The 18,837-nt window shown below is 49.1% G+C and carries 17 protein-coding genes; all 17 read left to right on the top strand.

The features are described 5' to 3' along the window. The first annotated feature begins 68 nt into the window (after positions 1 to 68). A complete protein-coding gene (locus tag IEX62_RS11990; protein ID WP_188775765.1) occupies positions 69 to 824 on the top strand; it encodes a YveK family protein in 756 nt (251 codons plus the stop codon). Further along, entirely contained in the window at positions 808 to 1,476 is a 669-nt protein-coding gene (locus IEX62_RS11985; RefSeq protein ID WP_188775764.1) for a CpsD/CapB family tyrosine-protein kinase, read from the top strand. Before IEX62_RS11990 ends, IEX62_RS11985 begins: the two co-directional genes overlap by 17 nt. Positions 1,477 to 1,928: 452 nt before the next feature. After that, complete coding sequence (gene galU, locus IEX62_RS11980) at positions 1,929 to 2,834, top strand: UTP--glucose-1-phosphate uridylyltransferase GalU (protein WP_188775763.1); 906 nt, start codon at positions 1,929 to 1,931, stop codon at positions 2,832 to 2,834. Beyond that, positions 2,834 to 3,529, top strand: coding sequence for a sugar transferase (locus tag IEX62_RS11975; protein ID WP_188775762.1), 696 nt, complete (start codon positions 2,834 to 2,836; stop codon positions 3,527 to 3,529). Before galU ends, IEX62_RS11975 begins: the two co-directional genes overlap by 1 nt. 33 nt (positions 3,530 to 3,562) lie before the next feature. Next, positions 3,563 to 4,498 (top strand): GDP-L-fucose synthase family protein, encoded by a 936-nt coding sequence (locus IEX62_RS11970; RefSeq protein ID WP_188775761.1) that lies wholly within the window; start codon positions 3,563 to 3,565, stop codon positions 4,496 to 4,498. 77 nt (positions 4,499 to 4,575) lie between these two features. Beyond that, the gene (gmd, locus tag IEX62_RS11965; RefSeq protein ID WP_188775760.1) at positions 4,576 to 5,559 is read left to right on the top strand and encodes a GDP-mannose 4,6-dehydratase; all 984 of its coding nucleotides are present in this window, start codon (positions 4,576 to 4,578) and stop codon (positions 5,557 to 5,559) included. A 15-nt stretch (positions 5,560 to 5,574) separates the two neighbouring features. Continuing rightward, the gene (locus IEX62_RS11960; RefSeq protein ID WP_188775759.1) at positions 5,575 to 6,942 is read left to right on the top strand and encodes a flippase; all 1,368 of its coding nucleotides are present in this window, start codon (positions 5,575 to 5,577) and stop codon (positions 6,940 to 6,942) included. A 227-nt stretch (positions 6,943 to 7,169) separates the two neighbouring features. Continuing rightward, a complete protein-coding gene (locus IEX62_RS11955; protein WP_188775758.1) occupies positions 7,170 to 7,319 on the top strand; it encodes a hypothetical protein in 150 nt (49 codons plus the stop codon). Positions 7,320 to 7,689: 370 nt separating this feature from the next. Next, on the top strand, positions 7,690 to 8,850 hold the full coding sequence (locus IEX62_RS11950; protein WP_188775757.1) for a glycosyltransferase family 4 protein: 1,161 nt from the start codon (positions 7,690 to 7,692) through the stop codon (positions 8,848 to 8,850). Further along, positions 8,847 to 9,461 carry a DapH/DapD/GlmU-related protein gene (locus IEX62_RS11945; RefSeq protein WP_188775756.1) on the top strand — a complete coding sequence of 205 codons (615 nt, stop codon included), beginning with the start codon at positions 8,847 to 8,849 and terminating at the stop codon, positions 9,459 to 9,461. The genes IEX62_RS11950 and IEX62_RS11945 overlap by 4 nt, the downstream gene beginning before the upstream one ends. Beyond that, positions 9,458 to 10,717, top strand: a complete 1,260-nt coding sequence (locus IEX62_RS11940; protein ID WP_188775755.1) for an O-antigen ligase family protein — start codon at positions 9,458 to 9,460, stop codon at positions 10,715 to 10,717. Before IEX62_RS11945 ends, IEX62_RS11940 begins: the two co-directional genes overlap by 4 nt. Then, on the top strand, positions 10,647 to 11,897 hold the full coding sequence (locus tag IEX62_RS11935) for a glycosyltransferase family 4 protein (protein ID WP_188775754.1): 1,251 nt from the start codon (positions 10,647 to 10,649) through the stop codon (positions 11,895 to 11,897). The genes IEX62_RS11940 and IEX62_RS11935 overlap by 71 nt, the downstream gene beginning before the upstream one ends. 128 nt (positions 11,898 to 12,025) lie before the next feature. Continuing rightward, positions 12,026 to 12,610: a WcaF family extracellular polysaccharide biosynthesis acetyltransferase gene (locus tag IEX62_RS11930; protein WP_188775753.1), complete on the top strand. Its 585-nt coding sequence runs from the start codon at positions 12,026 to 12,028 to the stop codon at positions 12,608 to 12,610. A 33-nt stretch (positions 12,611 to 12,643) separates the two neighbouring features. Beyond that, positions 12,644 to 13,936: a glycosyltransferase family 4 protein gene (locus IEX62_RS11925; RefSeq protein ID WP_188775752.1), complete on the top strand. Its 1,293-nt coding sequence runs from the start codon at positions 12,644 to 12,646 to the stop codon at positions 13,934 to 13,936. An 83-nt stretch (positions 13,937 to 14,019) separates the two neighbouring features. Continuing rightward, a complete protein-coding gene (locus IEX62_RS11920) occupies positions 14,020 to 15,387 on the top strand; it encodes a sugar phosphate nucleotidyltransferase (protein WP_188775751.1) in 1,368 nt (455 codons plus the stop codon). After that, positions 15,351 to 16,499 carry a glycosyltransferase family protein gene (locus tag IEX62_RS11915; protein WP_188775750.1) on the top strand — a complete coding sequence of 383 codons (1,149 nt, stop codon included), beginning with the start codon at positions 15,351 to 15,353 and terminating at the stop codon, positions 16,497 to 16,499. The genes IEX62_RS11920 and IEX62_RS11915 overlap by 37 nt, the downstream gene beginning before the upstream one ends. A gap of 513 nt (positions 16,500 to 17,012) precedes the next feature. Continuing rightward, on the top strand, positions 17,013 to 18,338 hold the full coding sequence (locus IEX62_RS11910; RefSeq protein WP_188775749.1) for a UDP-glucose dehydrogenase family protein: 1,326 nt from the start codon (positions 17,013 to 17,015) through the stop codon (positions 18,336 to 18,338). Positions 18,339 to 18,837: the final 499 nt, after the last annotated feature.

Here is an 18,837-nt window from a genome sequence, read left to right as displayed (position 1 = left end):
TAGAGAGGTTCGATGAAACGTGGTTGTTAGGTAAGGACAACATCTTAACAGTTACTGGAGGAAATATAGTGGAGATTAAACAGTATCTGAATATCATCAAGAAGCGCCTCTGGCTCATTATGTTGATCGTCGTTGTGATTACGGCTGCAACGGCTGCGTACGCGTTTATGACGAATGCGCCCAAGTATACAGCCACGGCGAAGCTGGTGGTAAACAGTACGCCAAAATCGTCGGATGGCAGCACTGGTAATCAGCTGGATCTGGGAACGATCAATTCCAACATTCAACTGATCAAGACGTATCAGGAGATAATCAAAACGCCAGCGATTATGAATAAGGTCGTTCAGGATCATCCAGAGCTTGGACTGAATGCAACGCAGCTCATCAATATGGTGAGTGTAAGCTCAGTTAACGAAACGCAGGTCATGTCGCTCACGGTAACCGATGGCTCGTATGAGCGTGCTGCGAAGACGGTCAATGCGATTGCCAAGGTGTTCCAGAGTGAAGTGCCTCAGATTATGAATCTGGATAATATCATTGTGCTGGATCAGGCTGACCCGGCTGCTGGAGGCGTTCCAATCGGTAACAGTCCAATCTTGTTCGTACTGATTGCCCTGATTCTATCGGTTGTGATTGGTATCGCAGTAGCCTTCCTGCTGGAATACATGGATGACTCGATCAAAACGGAGGAAGACATTCGCGATGTGCTTGGACTTCCGGTTCTTGGCGTGATTGCTAAGATGACGGAGGACGATATGACTGCGAAGGAACATGTACCTGCAAAGCCTTTGGTAGGAGGTGGAGAACGTGCCAACCACACTTAAATGGCCGCTCATTACAAAGCAGAATCCGAAGTCGCTCATCGCTGAGTCGTATAAGGGACTGCGTACCAATATTGATTTCTCCCGTCTGGATGCACGTGTCAAAAGCGTACTCGTCACCTCGGCGGCGCTTGGTGAGGGCAAGAGTACTACGGTAGCGAACCTCGCGATTGCTTATGCCGAAACAGGACGTAGCGTGCTGATCGTTGATGGCGATCTGCGTAATCCAGCGATGCATCGCATTTTCAACCTGTCGAATGAAAAAGGGCTATCCAACGTGCTGTTCAACACAGCCGATCTGGAAAAGAATATTCAGCCGAGTCGTACAATGAACCTGAGCGTACTCACGTCAGGTCCTGTACCACCGAATCCATCCGAGATTGTAGGCTCACCTCAGATGGAAGCATTAATGGATGAAGTAAAGTCACAATATGATCTCGTTATTCTCGACACGCCGCCGATTCTTCCATTTACAGATGCACAGGTAGCGACCACGCTTTGCGATGGCGTTGTGCTGGTGATCAAGTCCGGTGGCGAGAGTCGTAAGGATATTACGAAGGCGATCACCAGTCTGGAATTTGTAGGCGCTCGTATTCTGGGTGCTGTACTGAATCAGGCGAGTCGCAAAACATTGTCTGCCGCCTATCACGATTAGGTGCAAGTGACGGGAATATGACCGCACATGTTACGGTTAGGAAATGACGATTTACCCTGCATGAAGCACAGCGTATCACGGTGGTTCGGCAGGCTCGATAGCACAGAATACAGGCCAAGCTTGGGGTAATGCCTCCTGCACCCATATCACTGGAGACACTCGGTCATGCTGTGGGCTGCATATGCAGCCTTAGACGTACATCGTCAAAGGCATGAAGATGAGGACGGGTTGAAGGCCCGGTAACGGCTTTTACCAGCGCTGCTTACAAAGCGCCCTGAAATGATACGTTATATCCCATACAGAGCAAGGAGAGAGTATAACGCATCCTTTCAGAGCGGTAAGCAGTGGCTGGAAGGCTGTGCTGTCTCTGGAGGATATGGAGAAGGCATGGTCTACATATGTGCAGCTGGTCACCATGGGAAACAAATAAAAAAGGGATAGGGTGTGATCTTGTGAAGAAAGTTCGTAAGGCAATCATTCCTGCCGCAGGTCTGGGAACACGCTTCCTGCCTGCAACCAAGGCAATGCCTAAGGAAATGCTTCCAATCGTGGACAAGCCGACCATTCAGTACATTGTAGAAGAAGCGATTGCTTCGGGTATTGAAGACATCATTATCGTTACAGGTAAAGGGAAACGCGCAATCGAGGATCATTTTGATAATGCGTTTGAACTGGAAGCGACGCTTTTAGAGAAGGGTAAGCTGGATCTGCTGGATGAGGTTCAGAAGTCATCCAAGGTCGATATCCACTATATTCGTCAAAAAGAAGCCAAAGGTCTGGGTCACGCCGTATGGTGTGCACGTAACTTTATTGGTGATGAGCCATTTGCGGTACTGCTTGGTGACGATATCGTTGAATCCGATACACCTTGCACACGCCAGTTGATCGAGCAATACGAAGTGACAGAGAAATCGGTTATCGGTGTACAAACCGTGCCGGATCATCAGACACATCGTTATGGCATTATCGATCCGATTGAGCAGTTTGGACGTCTGCATGAGGTACGTCAATTCGTGGAGAAGCCAGCTCCTGGCACAGCACCATCGAATCTGGCGATCATGGGTCGCTATGTACTGACACCGGAAATTTTCGAATTCCTGGGTGAGCAGCAGATCGGTGCTGGCGGCGAGATTCAGCTGACCGATGCGATTCAGCGTCTGAATGAGCTGCAACAGGTATTTGCATATGACTTCCAGGGCACACGCTTTGACGTGGGCGAGAAGCTTGGGTTTATTCAAACAACAATTGAATTTGCCTTGAAAAATGAAGATTTAAAAGCACCGCTGTTGTCTTCTCTCAAGGACGTACTGGAGAGAGAAGCGCAGAAGGACGTGCTGATGGCAAGAGGTGAAGCGTAATGACTCCAAGACATGGGAGTGAAGCCGAGGCTTTAGCAAGCTACAGCGAGTTTTATGCGAGACATGTAGGCAGCATGACCACCAAACTCCGGTTTTATATGCTGGTGAAACGAACGCTCGATATTATTTGCTCACTGCTGGGGTTAATCGTTCTGTTACCACTCTTTATTGTACTTGGCATTCTGATCAAGCTGGAAGACCCGAAGGGAAAGGTGTTTTTCTATCAGACCCGAGTCGGTAAAGATGAACAGCCGTTTCGAATGTACAAATTCAGGTCAATGGTTTCAGATGCGGAGGAGAGGTTAAAGGATCTGCTTGCGCAAAATGAAGTCGAAGGCGCGATGTTTAAAATGAAAAACGACCCTCGCATCACGAGAGTCGGTCGCTTTATTCGGAAAACAAGTATTGATGAGTTGCCGCAATTGTGGAATGTACTACGCGGCGATATGAGTCTGGTTGGACCTCGTCCGCCATTGCCGCGTGAAGTTGAAGAATACAGTCCACGCGACAAGCTGAGACTGAGCGTAACACCGGGGTGCACCGGGTTATGGCAGGTCAGCGGACGGAACGAGCTAAGCTTTGATGAGATGGTTGATCTCGATTTACATTATATCAAAAAACGAGGGATAATTTTCGATTTATTTATTCTCGTTAAAACGGTTAAAGTGCTATTCGGTGCCAAAGACGCGTTTTAATGACCAATTTAAATTTTGATGAGGTGATTATTGATGAACAAAGACTCCAAGATTTACGTAGCCGGACATCGCGGTCTGGTTGGCTCAGCGATTCTGCGCGCGCTTGAAAAGCAAGGCTATACCAACCTCATCTACCGTACCAGCTCTGAGCTAGATTTACGGAATCGAGATGCGGTCAACAATTTTTTCAAGGAGCAACATATCGATTATGTGTTCCTAGCTGCCGCGAAGGTAGGCGGAATTGCGGCTAACAACGATTTTCCGGCAGACTTCATTCGCGACAATCTGCTCATTCAGACGAATGTGATCGATTCCGCTTATGTGAATGGCGTGAAAAAATTACTGTTCCTCGGCTCCACGTGCATCTATCCAAAGTTTGCACCACAGCCGCTCAAGGAAGAGTATCTGCTCACAGGTGAGCTAGAGCCAACCAACGAGCCGTATGCAATCGCCAAGATTGCAGGTATCAAAATGTGCGAATCGTACAACCGACAGTACGGCTCCACCTTTATCTCGGCGATGCCAACCAATATGTACGGGCCAAACGATAACTTTGACCTGAAAACATCGCATGTGCTGCCAGCACTGGTGCGCAAAATCCATGAAGCGAAGGAAAATGGCTCAGCCACCGTTGAAATCTGGGGCACAGGTACACCGAAGCGTGAATTCCTGCACTCCGATGATCTTGCAGATGCGTGCATCTTCCTGATGAACAACTACGAGGGCAATGAGATTGTGAACGTAGGAGTAGGCGAGGATATTGCGATCAAGGATCTGGCGCTCATGATCAAGGACATCGTCGGCTTCCAGGGTGAACTGGTGTTCAACTCTTCCGTGCCAGACGGTACACCACGCAAGCTGGTGGACACAACCAAAATCAATGGGCTGGGCTGGAAAGCAAGTATTCCGCTGGAGGAAGGCATTCGCGCAGTATATGAGGATTACCGGAGCAGCCTGGCTGTTCGCTAATCCATGATCATTTTCATTTCATTCAAGTGAATATAAAAAGATATCCTAAAAAAACATATGGTGGAGGGAATTCATTTATGAAAACTGCATTGATTACGGGTGTAACAGGACAAGACGGATCGTACCTGGCAGAGCTGCTGCTGGAAAAAGGCTACAAAGTATACGGCGTACGCCGCAGAACAAGTACACCAAACTACGAAAATGTGGAGCATATCAAGGATCAAATTCAGTGGATCTCCGCTGACCTGACTGACCTCGGTTCTCTGATCGAGGCAGTACGTGAATCCGATCCAGATGAAGTATATAACCTGGGTGCACAATCCTTTGTTGCTTCTTCCTGGCCACAGCCAACAGCAACGGGTCAAATGACAGCAATGGGCGTAACAAACATGCTGGAGGCTGTACGTCTCGTTAAACCGGAAGCACGCTTCTATCAAGCATCTAGCAGTGAGATGTTCGGTAAAGTACAGGCGATTCCGCAAAGCGAAACAACACCATTTTATCCACGTAGCCCTTACGGTGTAGCCAAGCTGTACGGTCACTGGATTACCGTTAACTATCGTGAGAGCTTCGATATGTTCGCTTGCTCCGGTATTCTGTTCAACCACGAGTCCCCACGCCGCGGACTGGAGTTCGTCACACGTAAAGTAACGGACGGTGTAGCACAGATCAAGCTAGGTCTGGCAAAAGAACTGCGTCTCGGTAACCTGGATGCTAAGCGCGATTGGGGCTTTGCAGGTGACTACGTAAAAGCAATGTGGCTCATGCTGCAACAGGACACACCGGACGATTATGTCATCTCTACAGGTGAGATGCACACGGTAGAAGAGCTGGTACAAGTCGCGTTCGACCATGTGGGTCTGAACTGGAGAGACTATGTTGTCATTGATGAAAAGTTCGTTCGTCCAGCAGAAGTCGATCTGCTGCTCGGCGATTGCACGAAGGCAAAGGAAAAGCTGGGCTGGGAGCTGGAAGTTGGCTTTGAGCAGCTGGTGAAAAACATGGTAGATGCTGATCTGAAGCGTCATTCCCTGAAGCCATCGGCTGTACCTGTCTATTAAGCGAGATGATTATGAATGGCTAATCCGATTGCCAAAATAAAACGCAAGCTATCGATGACTCCCGAAAAGCGCAAAATCTTCTTTAACAGCAACTGGCAGTTGATGGACAAGTTCCTGCGACTTGGCATCAACCTGATCGTCAGTATCTGGATTGCGCGCTATCTGGGGCCAGAGCAGTTCGGTCAGTACAATTTTGCGATCTCATTTGTAACGATCATTGCGGCGGTTGTGCCGCTCGGTCTGGCAAATATTATCGTCAAAGAGCTGGTCGAGCACCCGGATAATAAGAACGAGATTCTGGGTACGGTATCGACACTGCGAATGGTCAGCGGCCTGATCGCCTTTGCGATCACGGTCGCACTGGCCTTTGCCATTCCGGGGCAGGATGCGATGGTGCGCTGGAGTATTATCATCATCGCAGCGAATATGCTGTTTCAGCCGCTGGATGTCATTTCCCAGTGGTTTGATTCCACCGTAGAAGCGAAGTATGCCGTATATGCGAAGGGCATCGCCTTCCTCATGACCTCGGTTATGAAGGTACTGCTGATCGTCTTCCATTCTTCGCTCATCTGGTTCGCCGCATCGTATGCACTTGAGCTCATTCTCGGTTACCTGTTCCTGTTGTTCACTCAGATGAAGCGCGTGTCGCTGACCAGGTGGAGCTTTAACTGGAAGCTAGGCAAACGACTAACGAATAGCTCATGGCCACTCATTGTTGCCGGTATTTCCACGATCATCTATCTGAAGATCGACCAGGTTATGCTGAGCTACATGATTAACGATACAGCGGTTGGTATCTATGCGGTAGCTGCCCGGTTGTCCGAAGTATGGTACGTTATTCCGACCGTCGTCGCCGCTTCGTACTTCCCGAGCATGATCAAAAACAAAAAGCTAGGCCCGGCTGTCTATCATGCTGAGCTGCAAAAGCTGTACAATCTACTGTTCTGGTTCGCGCTCGCCATCTGTATAGCGGTCACCCTGATGGCCAAACCGGTCATCTCGATCCTATACGGTAAAGCGTATCTGGAATCGATCAGCATTCTCGTCATTCACGTCTGGGCATGTCTGTTCATCTTCATGCGCGCTGCCCTGAACAAATGGATTATTAGCGAAGGACTATATCGGTTCGAGCTGATCAGCCAGGTGATGGGCGCGCTCACGAAGATCATCATCAACCTGATTCTGATCCCGCTATTCGGCGGCATGGGTGCTGCGGTCGGTACGGTATTTGCCTTTATCGTATCCAGCTACGCCTTCACCTTCATGTTCAAGGAAACGCGGGTATCCGGCATGATGATGTCCAAAACGCTGATTTCGCCAATTACGGCGCTGATCTCCAGACTGAAAGCAGGCAAGGCGAAGCTTTCTACCAATCAAGAATAAATAGGCAAAGCAGATCATCAGGTTCCCCCCTGTCGGGGAACCGATGCTTTCCTGCTTCCTAAATTGAAAATAAACTTCAAATTTGTGAAAACTGTTCATGAAAAGGCTGGAATCGCCATACGAGTTTGATGCATTCAAATGAATGCTTGACGTGTTCATTTGATATAGCCGAACGAATGCATCGATCCCAAGCTTAATTTTGAGACAGCATCTATAAGATGTCGCAAATGAACGAAGTTAAAAAACTGCCTTCAAGTTCAAAAGTTGAACTTGAACACCAAGTCTTAAATATTTTTGAATGTGATGCAGCAAGCATAATAGTTAAAAGAAATTTTGCCGCTGTGTGCGCAGCTCAGTATGCTGCAACAACCACGTAACGAAGGGAAGGAAATAAGGGAAAAGGACGACTTTGGAGCCCGGGAATCTTCATTCACCCCTTATCCAAAAGATTCCTGGGCTCCACCTGAGGACGTTCCCTTATTCCTTACCGGAGTGATGGAGGCTTCAACATATAAAGCTTGCGCGCACCGCAAGGCAAAATTATCTTTACAGCTAGAACGCGTTTCAAGCGTCACACGCTTTTCGGTCGCGTTTAAAATGCCAAACGCTTAGCTGCTTTATATTCAAGTGCATTTAAGCAAATGCCACTCATTTCACTTATGGAATTATTCAAAAAACATATCTAAAACCAACTTCAATCTAATCTAAATAAAGTTAATTCTTAAACTCACTAAGGAGGCGTAAGCATTGAAAAAGGTACTGTATGTCCATCATTCGGGTCACATGGGTGGCGCACCACGAAGTCTTACTTATCTGATCAGTCATCTGGATAAGCAGAAGTTCCAGGGCAATGTGCTCACGATCCGTAACGGCCCTGCGGTGAAGCTGCTGGAATCAGGGGGGTTACCAGTAGAGGTAGCGAAGGGAATGTTTCCTTTCCACGGTTCAACGGTATCCGGTATGACGCCGAAGCTGTTCATCCGCAATCTGATCGGCGCACTGCCAACATACTTTCAAGCCAAAAAATACATTCGTAAATACAAGCCAGACATTATCCATCTGAATAGCACATGCTTATTCCAGGTTGCCAGAGCGGCAAAGAAAGTATCGCCAGAGACAAAGGTCGTTTGTCATGTGCGCGAACCACTGCTGAACTCATTTGCCGGTAATATTCTGAAGCGTATGAATCACAAATACGTGGATGGCTACATCTCAATTGACCAGTTTGACTCGGAAACGGTGGATAGCGACGGTCGCGAGCTGGATGTGGTGTACAACTTCGTTGACTTCAAATCGTACAACCCGGATGTGAATGGAGCGCCGGTACGCCGCGAGCTGGGGCTGGCGGATGACGATATCGTGTTCCTGTACATCGGCCGCGTCGTACATGGTAATGGCGTACTCGATATGGTTAACGCATTTAACAAAATTGCCAAAGACAATCCGAAGTTCAAGCTGATCGTCGGAGGCTTTTATTTCAACAAAAACAATGCCTATGAAGATAAGGTGATGCAGGCATGTGAAGGTAATGACCAGATTTATCCGTTGGCCTTCCGTGATGATGTGCCGCAAATGATCGCTGCCAGCGATGTGATGATGTGCCCATTCGTGGAGCCTCACTTCTCGCGTAGCATTATCGAAGCCGCTTCGATGAGAAAGCCTTCCATCGGTACGAATATCGGTGGTCCTAACGAGCTGATCCTGCAAGGCAAAACAGGCTATCTGTTTGAAGCAGGTGACTATGATGCAATGGCGCAGTATATGGTGCGGATCGGTAATGACCGTGCACTGCATGAGAAGCTAGGACAGCAGGCATTGGAATTTGCACAGGAGAACTTTGACGCTCGTAAAAATACAAAACGCACGTTTGAATTTTATAATCGATTCTTTGTTAGGGAGCCGGTATGATCACTTCTTTTATCCGAATCAAACGTAAAATCTCCAAAAAATGCGCCACCTGGGTGACGCGTCGCCTATTCCGCGAGCAGCGGATTACGACGGGAGCGAATCTGATTGCGGTCGGTGTGCCGATTGTAGACAAGGAGCCGGGCAGTAGCATCACGATTGGTCGCAACTGCATCCTGTGCTCGAATGACTACAGCAACCCGATCGGTCTGAATCATCGCACCGTTATCCGTACACTCGCAAGCGGCGCCACGATCACGATTGGTGATGATGTGGGCATTAGCGGCGCAAGCATCTGCGCCATGTCGAGTGTGACGATTGGCAACGAAGTCATGCTTGGCGTCAATGTGCAAATTAGCGATACCGACTTCCATCCGATCAAGCCGGAGGGACGACGGTTTAACAAAAATAGTGCCGATATCGGCACAGCGCCTACCATAATCGAAGACAATGTATGGGTTGGCGCCAACTCGGTCGTGCTCAAGGGAGTAACGATTGGCAAAAACAGTATTATTGGCGCGGGCAGCATTGTGTCAGGATCGATACCAGCGAATTGTATTGCCGCTGGGGTGCCTGCCCGGGTGATTAAACATCTGGATGTGATAGAAGCATGATGACCAATCCTTATACATTGTCCGCTCAGCCGGACATCACGGTGAAAAATAAGTTTTTAACCTTTATTGCGGTAGCGCTAATTGTCGTTACCTCGGGTTCGGTGCTGTTCGGCAAGCTGCTGTATTCGGATTTCATTATGGTGCTGTTCGCGGTAGCGGTGGTGTTTTATTTTCCGAAGCGGATTGAGCCGAGGCAGTTTCTGATTTTGCTGCTGGTGATGATCGTGATTCTCGGCAATATGCTGCTGTACCGTACGAATATTGGTGGTTATGCCGGGCTGATTTTGAAGATTATGGCGGTCTTTATGGTGCTGAATCGACTGGATCTACGGCAGGCGGCGAAGAGCTACCAATGGTTGATTCTGGCGCTCGCGATTCTCGGGATGCCATTCTACCTGCTCGGCGCGTTCGATGCTGCGCTAGTGCGTGAGCTGATTCCGCCAACGAGCGTCTGGGGCGGTGCGTACCGGATTACGCCATTTCATGTGTACGGGTTATGGAATATGTCGCGGAACCAGGGCATTTTCTGGGAGCCTGGTGCGTATCAGGTGTTTCTGAATCTGGGGATTTTCCTAACGCTATTCATGAACAAGAAGCTGATGAAATGGCGCTTGATCATCCTGACCGCAACGCTGCTGACCACGATGTCGACATCGGGCTACATGATCTGTGCGCTGCTGTATCTCGCTTATGTCATTCGTAATGGCAAACGTGAGCAAATCTCGCGTATGCTACTATCGCTGTTCCTGTTCGTACCGCTGGCGGTATTTATCGCTCAGAGCGGTGTCATCACGGATAAGTTTCAGGATGGTAATGCTTCGTTTGATCGTCGTTCACTTGATACCAGCTCGAATCTGGAGCTGATGATTGAGAAGCCGCTGCTCGGCTGGGGCTTCCAGAACAATGAGATTTTGATGGAGCGCTACAGCATTCCGGATTCATCCAATTCATTACTCACATTCGGTTATCAGTTTGGATTACCGATGCTGCTTATTTTGATGATCTATTACTACTTTCAGCTGCTTCGGCCGATTAGAGGCGTCGTGCAGGCGCTACTGGTCTTTATCGGACTGCTGATCGTATTCTCTACCGAAAATATGCTGTTCCAGCCGCTGTTCATCGTGCTGATGTTCCTTGACACCAGACGATTGCAGATGCAGGAACAAACAGAGCGAGGTGAAGTCCATGCCAACGAAGTCAGTCGCATACGTAGCTCCCTACGTCAACAGCGAGTTGCAACAGAAAAGGGGCTATAGTGCCAAGCATACCGCCGGTAACAAAAAAATCGATTGCATCCTGCATGCGATGGAGGAAGGCGGTAACGATATTACAGTGATCTCACCGCTGCTGCTCAAGCGCGGCACGATGAAATGGTTCCAGCGGGATACGTACCCGATCGGCAAGCGCAGTGAGGTCGTGTATCCAGGCAATATCGATATGAAGGGTGTCAGCCTGTTCGTCACGCTGTTCACGGTCTTCTTCCAGCTCGTACGCTGGAATCGCCAGCACAAGAAGGAGCCACGCGCGGTCGTATTTTACAACTATCGACTGGAAACGGCGCTTCCAGCTATCCTGTTCAAAATGCTGTTCCGCGTGCCGCTCCTGATCGAGTACGAGGATGGTATATACGCGGTTACCGAAACGAACCGTCATTACAAAAAAATCTCAGTTGCTGTCGAGAAGTTCGCTAACCGATTGCTCGATGGCGCCGTGCTAGTCACCTCGGTGTTGAAAAAACGAGTCAGCACTGACAACTATACGGTTGTACGTGGTGGTACGGTTCATCCGGCACGACTCAAGCCGGTACGCGAGGTGGATCTGGGAACCGATCGTCCACTGCGCATGGTCTACTCTGGTCGACTTGATTATGACCGCGGAATTGAGATTTTGCTGGACGCGTTGCCGCATATCCAGACCGATCGTCCGCTGGAGCTGCATATTACCGGCTACGGGCCTGTAGAGGACAAGCTGAAGCGGTTCATTCAGGATTTCCGTCATAATCACATTTCTATTATGTTCCACGGCTTTCTGGACGATCACGAATACGGTCAACTAATGGAAACGGCAGACCTGTTCATTAACACCCAGCGGGAGAAGATTCCATTTAGTGAATGCTCCTTCCCGTCCAAGGTCGTCGAATATATCAAATACGGCAAGCTGGTGCTTACCTCCGGCGTGTCCGATATCAATACGATTAATCAGCAAATGTTCGTCACCTATGACAACGATGATCCGCGCTCGCTTGCAGCTGGATTGAATGAAATACTCGCTCATCCACAGCAATACAATCTGTATCCAGTACGTGCGATGGAATGGCTCGTGAGCGATTGTGCGCATGAGGTTGTTGCTGACAAGCTGGATCGTGTACTCAACAAAGCGATTGATCGTCAGCCCGGCAAGCCGGTGTATTCATCGGAGTCGCCGCAGGCAGAGTAAACGTACATGAAGCGTAAGTCAACATGTAGTCGCTCATAATCTCATGATAAGGATGAGCTACAACTCATGACAGATCATCTTCATGGAGATGATGAAGCGAAGCTTAACTAACAAGGAGGAGAACGGAGATGACGCAAATCCGGCTCGATCAGTACAGTCAGGCGGAATATTCACGCGGCAAGCCAGGCTGGTATTGCCTGATCTGGTGGTTCGTTCAGGGAACGCTGTTCCGTTTCTCGCTGCATAATATGTACGGCTGGAGACGATTCCTGCTCAATCTATTTGGAGCAAAGCTTGCACCAGGTGTGCGAGTTCGTGCCTCAGCCAAATTCACCTATCCATGGAAAGTGACCATTGGAGAGCATTCCTGGATTGGTGACGATGTCGAGTTTTACAGTCTGGATGAGATTATTATCGGTAGCCAGTGTGTCATTTCGCAAAATACGTACCTGTGCACCGGCAGTCATAAATTAAGTGACCCGACCTTCGGACTGATTACGAAGCCAATCGTGATCAAGGATGGAGCATGGGTAGCCAGTGACGTATTCGTTTATCCGGGTATTACGATCCATGAACTTGGCGTTGCGGGCGCTCGCAGTACGGTTGTGAAGGATATTCCGCGCAATGAGGTGCATATCGGTTTCCCGGCAGCCTTTTTCAAACATCGCTTTCCCGAGGAGGAACCAAAGCCTGCTGTACACATCGTGAAATAAGCTCAACATTGGATGCAAAGGAGGGATACCGTTATGAAAGACAAGCCGAAAATCGTGTTCGTCATCAACTATTTTTATCCCGATTATGCTTCAACCGGACAGTTGCTGACGGAGCTATGTCTATACCTACAGCACGATTTCGACATTACTGTCATCGCTGAATGCCCGCCAGGGTATGGCGGTACAGACGCAGGCAAGGGACGCGTACTGCGTGATCGATTGGAAAATATCGAGGTTGTGCGTATCCGTCTCCCTGAGGTCGACAAGCAGAACAAGCTGAGCCGAATCAAGTACATTTCCACGTATTTCTGGTTCGCGACCTATCAGCTGCTCAAAGAAAAGAACACGGACTTTATCTATACGATCTCAACACCGCCGGTACTCGGTGGACTAATCGGTACAATCGGCAAGCTGCTCAAGCGCTCCAAGCATATTTATAACATTCAGGATTTCAATCCGGAGCAAGCGGAGGCAGTTGGCTATACCGATCGCAAATGGATCTTTAACATCGCTCGTATGATCGACAATATCAACTGTTCCTTATCTGACCATGTGATCACGGTCGGTAAGGATATGCAGGAGACGCTGGATCGCCGCTTTGGTGGACGGAAGCAGATTGCCAATACGGTCATCAACAACTGGACGAACGAGCAGGAGATTGTACCGCTGGCGAAGGATCATCCGCGTGTATCAGCATTTATACGTCAGCATGGCTGGGAAAATAAATTCGTTGTGATGTACTCCGGTAATCTCGGTCTGTATTACGATCTGGAAAACCTGATCTCGATTGTACCGAAGCTGAAGGATTGCAAGGATCTGGTGTTTGCCTTTATCGGTGAAGGTGCGATGAAGAGCAAGATGCAGGAGTACGCTGCCAAGCACGGCTTGATCGAATCCGGTCAGGTATGCTTCCTACCGTTCCAGCCCAAAGAAGACCTCAAGTACTCACTTAATGCCGCCGATGTGCATCTGGTCGTGAACCAGAAGGGCATCAAGGGTGTGTCTGTGCCGAGTAAAATCTACGGCGTTATGGCAGCCGGCAAGCCGGTGATGGGCGTGCTGGAGGAAGGCAGTGAAGCACATCGTCTGATCGTGGAGAGCTATTGCGGCAAGGTTGCCGAGCCACAGCAGTATGACGATGTAGCCAGCCGCATTCGCGAGCTGTACGAGCTGGATGCCTTTGAGCTACAGCGTGTCGGTCAAAATGGCCGCGACTATCTGGAAAAGTACTTACGCCGCGATGTATCGCTGGAGAAATACCGACAGCTATTGCTATCGATGGTTACACCGTCTTCATCCCCAAGCATGCTGCCTGAATCAAGGTAACTGGAACAGGGACTGGACGTCGACATACGTTCATTTCGCATAAACGGAATACCCAAACTACAGAAAACATAGGAGGGATTGGAGTGAAACTTATCCTTTTATCCGGAGGTTCAGGAAAGCGTCTGTGGCCTCTGTCCAATGATGCGAGATCCAAGCAATTTTTGAGAGTGCTGGAAAATGAGCAGGGCGAACTGGTCTCGATGGTACAGCGGGTGTGGAACCAGCTAGATGCTAGCGGACTGAGCGAGTCGAGCTACATCGCAACAGGCAAATCTCAGGTTGAGATTATGCGCAGTCAGGTCGGTGCGGACGTACCGCTGATCGTAGAGCCGGACAGAAGGGATACGTTTCCCGCCATTGCACTGGCGGCAACCTATCTGTATTCCATCAAGGGGGTCAGCCTGGATGAGGTCGTTACGATTTTGCCCGTTGATCCTTATGTAGACAATCACTTTTTCGAGACGGTACGCAGTCTGGAGGATGCGATTGAAGAATCGCAGGCTGATCTGGCACTGATCGGTGTAGAGCCGACGTATCCGTCTTCCAAATACGGTTATATTATTCCTTCCGGTGAAACGACAGTAACAGGCATTCGTCAGGTTAGTCGTTTTCAGGAAAAGCCGACCGAAGCCTATGCAGAGCAGTTGATCGCTGAGAAGGCACTGTGGAACTGTGGCGTATTCGCCTTCCGTCTCGGTTATATCATCAACCTGCTGGAGCAAAAAGGTCTGCCAATCCATTACGAGCAGCTGCTGATGAACTATAGCAAGCTGCCTAAGATCAGCTTTGACTATGAGGTTGTCGAGAAGGCAGCGAATATCGTCGCTGTACCGTATACCGGCTACTGGAAAGACCTTGGTACATGGAACACATTGACCGAGGAAATGAGCAATACACAGATCGGACGCGGCATCATCAGTGAAGACTGCGAAAATACGCATCTGGTGAACGAAACGAAGGTTCCGGTAACGGTGCTGGGCATGAAGGATGTAGTCGTTGCAGTAAGCCCGGACGGTATTCTCGTGTCTGACAAAGCAAGCAGTCCGAAGCTGAAGGAACTGGTGAATTTTGATCAGGGTCCGATGTTTGAAGAGCGTCAATGGGGCTGGGTGCATGTGCTGGATGATCAGACGTACGAGGATGGACGTTGCGTATCGACGAAGCGAATCGGTCTGAAGCAGGAGCATAACCTGAGCTATCGCTCCCATACCGAGCGTGAAGAGGTATGGACGATTGTAAAGGGTGAAGGCGAATTCGTTCTGAACGGCAATATGATGCAGGTGAGTGCAGGGAACGTACTGCATATCCCGGTCAAGGCGATGCACAGTCTGAAGGCACGAAGCGAGATGGAGTTTATCGTCGTACAAACGGGAATGTTTGAACGCGAAAATAGACTGGTGGAGCTGTTCCATTCATGGGAAGACATCGCACAGAACTGCATGAAGATCTAACAGTCATCGCGTATTACGTATCCGATTATGGATACGGCCATGCGGCTCGCAGTATTGCGGTCATTCGGCAATTGCTAGCGGACAGTCCCGTACCGCTACATCTGGTGATCAACTGTGGCAAGGCGCTGGGCTTTCTATACGAATCGTTGCAGCCCTTTCAAGGGAACCATCAGCTAGAATTCCGAACGATGTATTCGGATACCGGCTATGTGTTGCAGCATGATTCGATTGCAGCCGATATTGAAGGGCTGAGAAAGCAATACAGGCAGGATATGTCGTTGTTTGGTGAAAAAGTGGAGCAGGAGGGTGAGTTTCTACTGCGTATCGGTGCCCAGCTGGTAATTAGCGATATTTCGCCGATTCCGATCGTGGCTGCTGCCCGTGCTGGTATCGAATCACTGGGCATATCGAATTTTACCTGGTATACCGCCTATCAGGATATGTTAGAGCCGCAGGAGCTGAATGAACTGCGTTCTGCTTATGCACAGATGGATCATTTTATCGGTCTGGCAGGCTGTGCAGAGCCAGCGTGGGGCTGCAAGGATCGTATCCATACCGGCTTCTTCTGTCGCCAGCCGGATGCCGCTGAGGTAAGACGGATTCGGCACAGGCTGGCGAGAGATGGACGACGCATCGTATTTTTTGCACTCGGTATGAGTATCGAGGTGGAGGAATTACAGGCACTACCGATCTGGGACAGCGAAAATGTCAGCTTTATCGTGTCCTCGAATATGATGGTGGAGCGAGAGCATATTTATCGGATTCCGCCCGATTACAGCGAATCACAAAATTATGTAGCCGCTGCCGATCTGGTCATTACCAAGCCCGGTTGGGGGACGATCGGCGAAGCGGTTGTGCTGAACAAGCCGTTACTGCTGCTGAATCGCAGACGATTTTACGAGGATCGACATACACTGGATGCCATTCCGGTGGATCATCCCATGCAGCTGATGTCCTGGGAGCAGATTAGCCAGCTCGATCTGAATCGGTTGGATCTCAATGTGCATGCAGCAGGAGCAGAGCCGTTACCTTCCAGCGGTAGGTCAGGCAGTCGTGTGCTAGCCGACATTACTCGCTATATTAGTAATCTGCTTCAGCATGTGAGCGTCTGAACGATCGCTCACAGCAGGCTTAATGTCAGTCCAGGCGTTCATTCAGCGCAACGCGATAGCAACGGTGAAAATGGCTGCCCATAGCAGCAGAGACAATGCAGTACCCCAGAGACAGCCTTTGGCAAATGACGGATTTCCCTGATATTTCATCATAATCAGCCTCCACATATAGATAAGGTAGGTTGCCTGATCCATCGCTGTATGGCATTCATTCCACCCAGAAGCAAGCTAGTGAGAATGAGCGATATCGTCCTAGAGACAGGCTATACAAACTATATCGGTTGATATGCATGAACCATGAATAGAGTTTTCCCAGTCATTTAAGTGTTAGTGAACTTCTAACACGAGGTGAAATGAGAAAAAGATTTTTGCGATAGCAAAATATCTATACCTCGTTAGCGAACTTCTAACACGAAGTGCAATGAAAAAGGGATATTTACAACAGCCAAATATGAATGCCCCTTTAAATAATGGCGACAACGTCAAACTAAATCGGAAATGGGAGTGTGGATAATGAAAATTACGGTTATTGGTACAGGATATGTGGGTCTGGTGTCCGGCGTATGTTTTGCAGAGATCGGTAATACAGTTACCTGTGTAGATAAAATCCCGGCAAAAATCGAAACGCTGAACAAGGGCGGCGTGCCGATCTATGAGCCAGGTCTACAGGAAATCATGCTGCGTAACGTTGAAGCAGGACGACTGTCCTTCACAACCGACCTGAGCGGTTCCGTACCGGAATCCGATCTGATCATCATCGCGGTAGGTACACCGCCGCTTCCATCCGGTGAAGCTGATCTGCAATACATCGAAGCGGCTGCACGTGAGATTGCACTTTCGATTGATGGCTATACCGTTGTTGCTGTTAAAAGTACCGTACCTGTAGGTACGAATGAGCGTGTGAACAGCATCATTGCTAGCCTGACCGATCAGCCATTCGATACCGCATCGATGCCAGAATTCCTGCGCGAAGGCTCCGCGGTTAAGGATGCATTCAATCCGGATCGCCTCGTTATCGGTGTCGAATCCCAGCAAGCCGCAGACCTGCTGCTGGAGCTGCACAAGCCACTCACTGAAAATCTGGTCGTTACCGACATCCGCAGTGCAGAGATGATCAAGTACGCATCCAATGCCTTCCTCGCAACCAAAATTTCGTTCATCAACGAAATTGCTAATATCTGCGACAAAGTAGGCGCGGATGTGGATCAGGTTGCACGCGGCATGGGAATGGATCGTCGCATCGGTGCATCGTTCCTGAACGCAGGGATCGGCTACGGCGGCTCTTGCTTCCCGAAAGATACCCATGCACTGATCCAGATTGCTGGTAACGTAGAGTACGACTTCAAGCTTCTCAAATCGGTTGTTGAAGTGAACCAATCTCAGCGCTGGGCAGTGATCGACAAGCTGCTCGATTCACTGGGTACACTGAAGGATAAGAAGATTGCGGTATGGGGTCTTGCCTTCAAACCCGATACAGACGATGTGCGCGAAGCACCATCACTGGAGATCGTACCGAAGCTGGTTGAGTTTGGCGCTCTGCCACAGGTATTTGACCCTGTAGCTGCGGACAACTTCCGTCGTGAGTATAATCATCCTGCGATCAGCTACGCATCCAGCGCACTGGAAGCAGCGCGTGACTGCGATGCGATCTGCCTGCTGACCGAGTGGGGCGAATTTGTTCATATCGATCTGGCAGAGGTGGAAGCCGTGATGAGTAATCCAGTACTGATCGATGGACGAAATGTGTACAGCGCCGATCGCATCAAGGCTACACGCTTTGATTACCATTCGATGGGTCGCCCAGCATTGCTTCGTGATAATGTTATAGTAGCCCAATAACCCAAATTTGAACCATTATTTGTAAATTTCTGTTTGCCTCCATTCCACCGTTATAGTGGGGTGGAGGCAGACGTTATTTTGATAAGTATAGCGCTCACAAACCATGCTGAAAAGCTGCCGACGCTTGTATGTATACACGTCGGTGGCTTTTTTACGTTGTTTTTTATTTCTGTATTGTTATATGAGAGATAAGCATAGGCGGTATAGCCTCAGACAAGCTATTTCAGCTATGTATGAATAGATAAAAGACGGATATGCGCCATAAGAACCAGTCTATCGCTAGCATATGAACCATGTCTCAGGACATAGACATACATAGCATGCACGGAAAAAGACAGCACAAAACCGACTTCATCTGAGCGGTGAAGCCGGCTTCATCAAGTCGTTACAATACGTTGTACGGTATAAGCTACTTTAAAGGGTTCCGAGCAGCGCTCTGGACAGAACACACAGGGCTCGGATAAAAGAAAGGAAAAACTAGACGTTGCGACAGTTGTAT

This window comes from Paenibacillus hunanensis (genome assembly GCF_014645615.1).
Lineage (GTDB): Bacteria > Bacillota > Bacilli > Paenibacillales > Paenibacillaceae > Saccharibacillus > Saccharibacillus hunanensis.
This window is presented reverse-complemented; position numbering and strand designations above follow the sequence as displayed.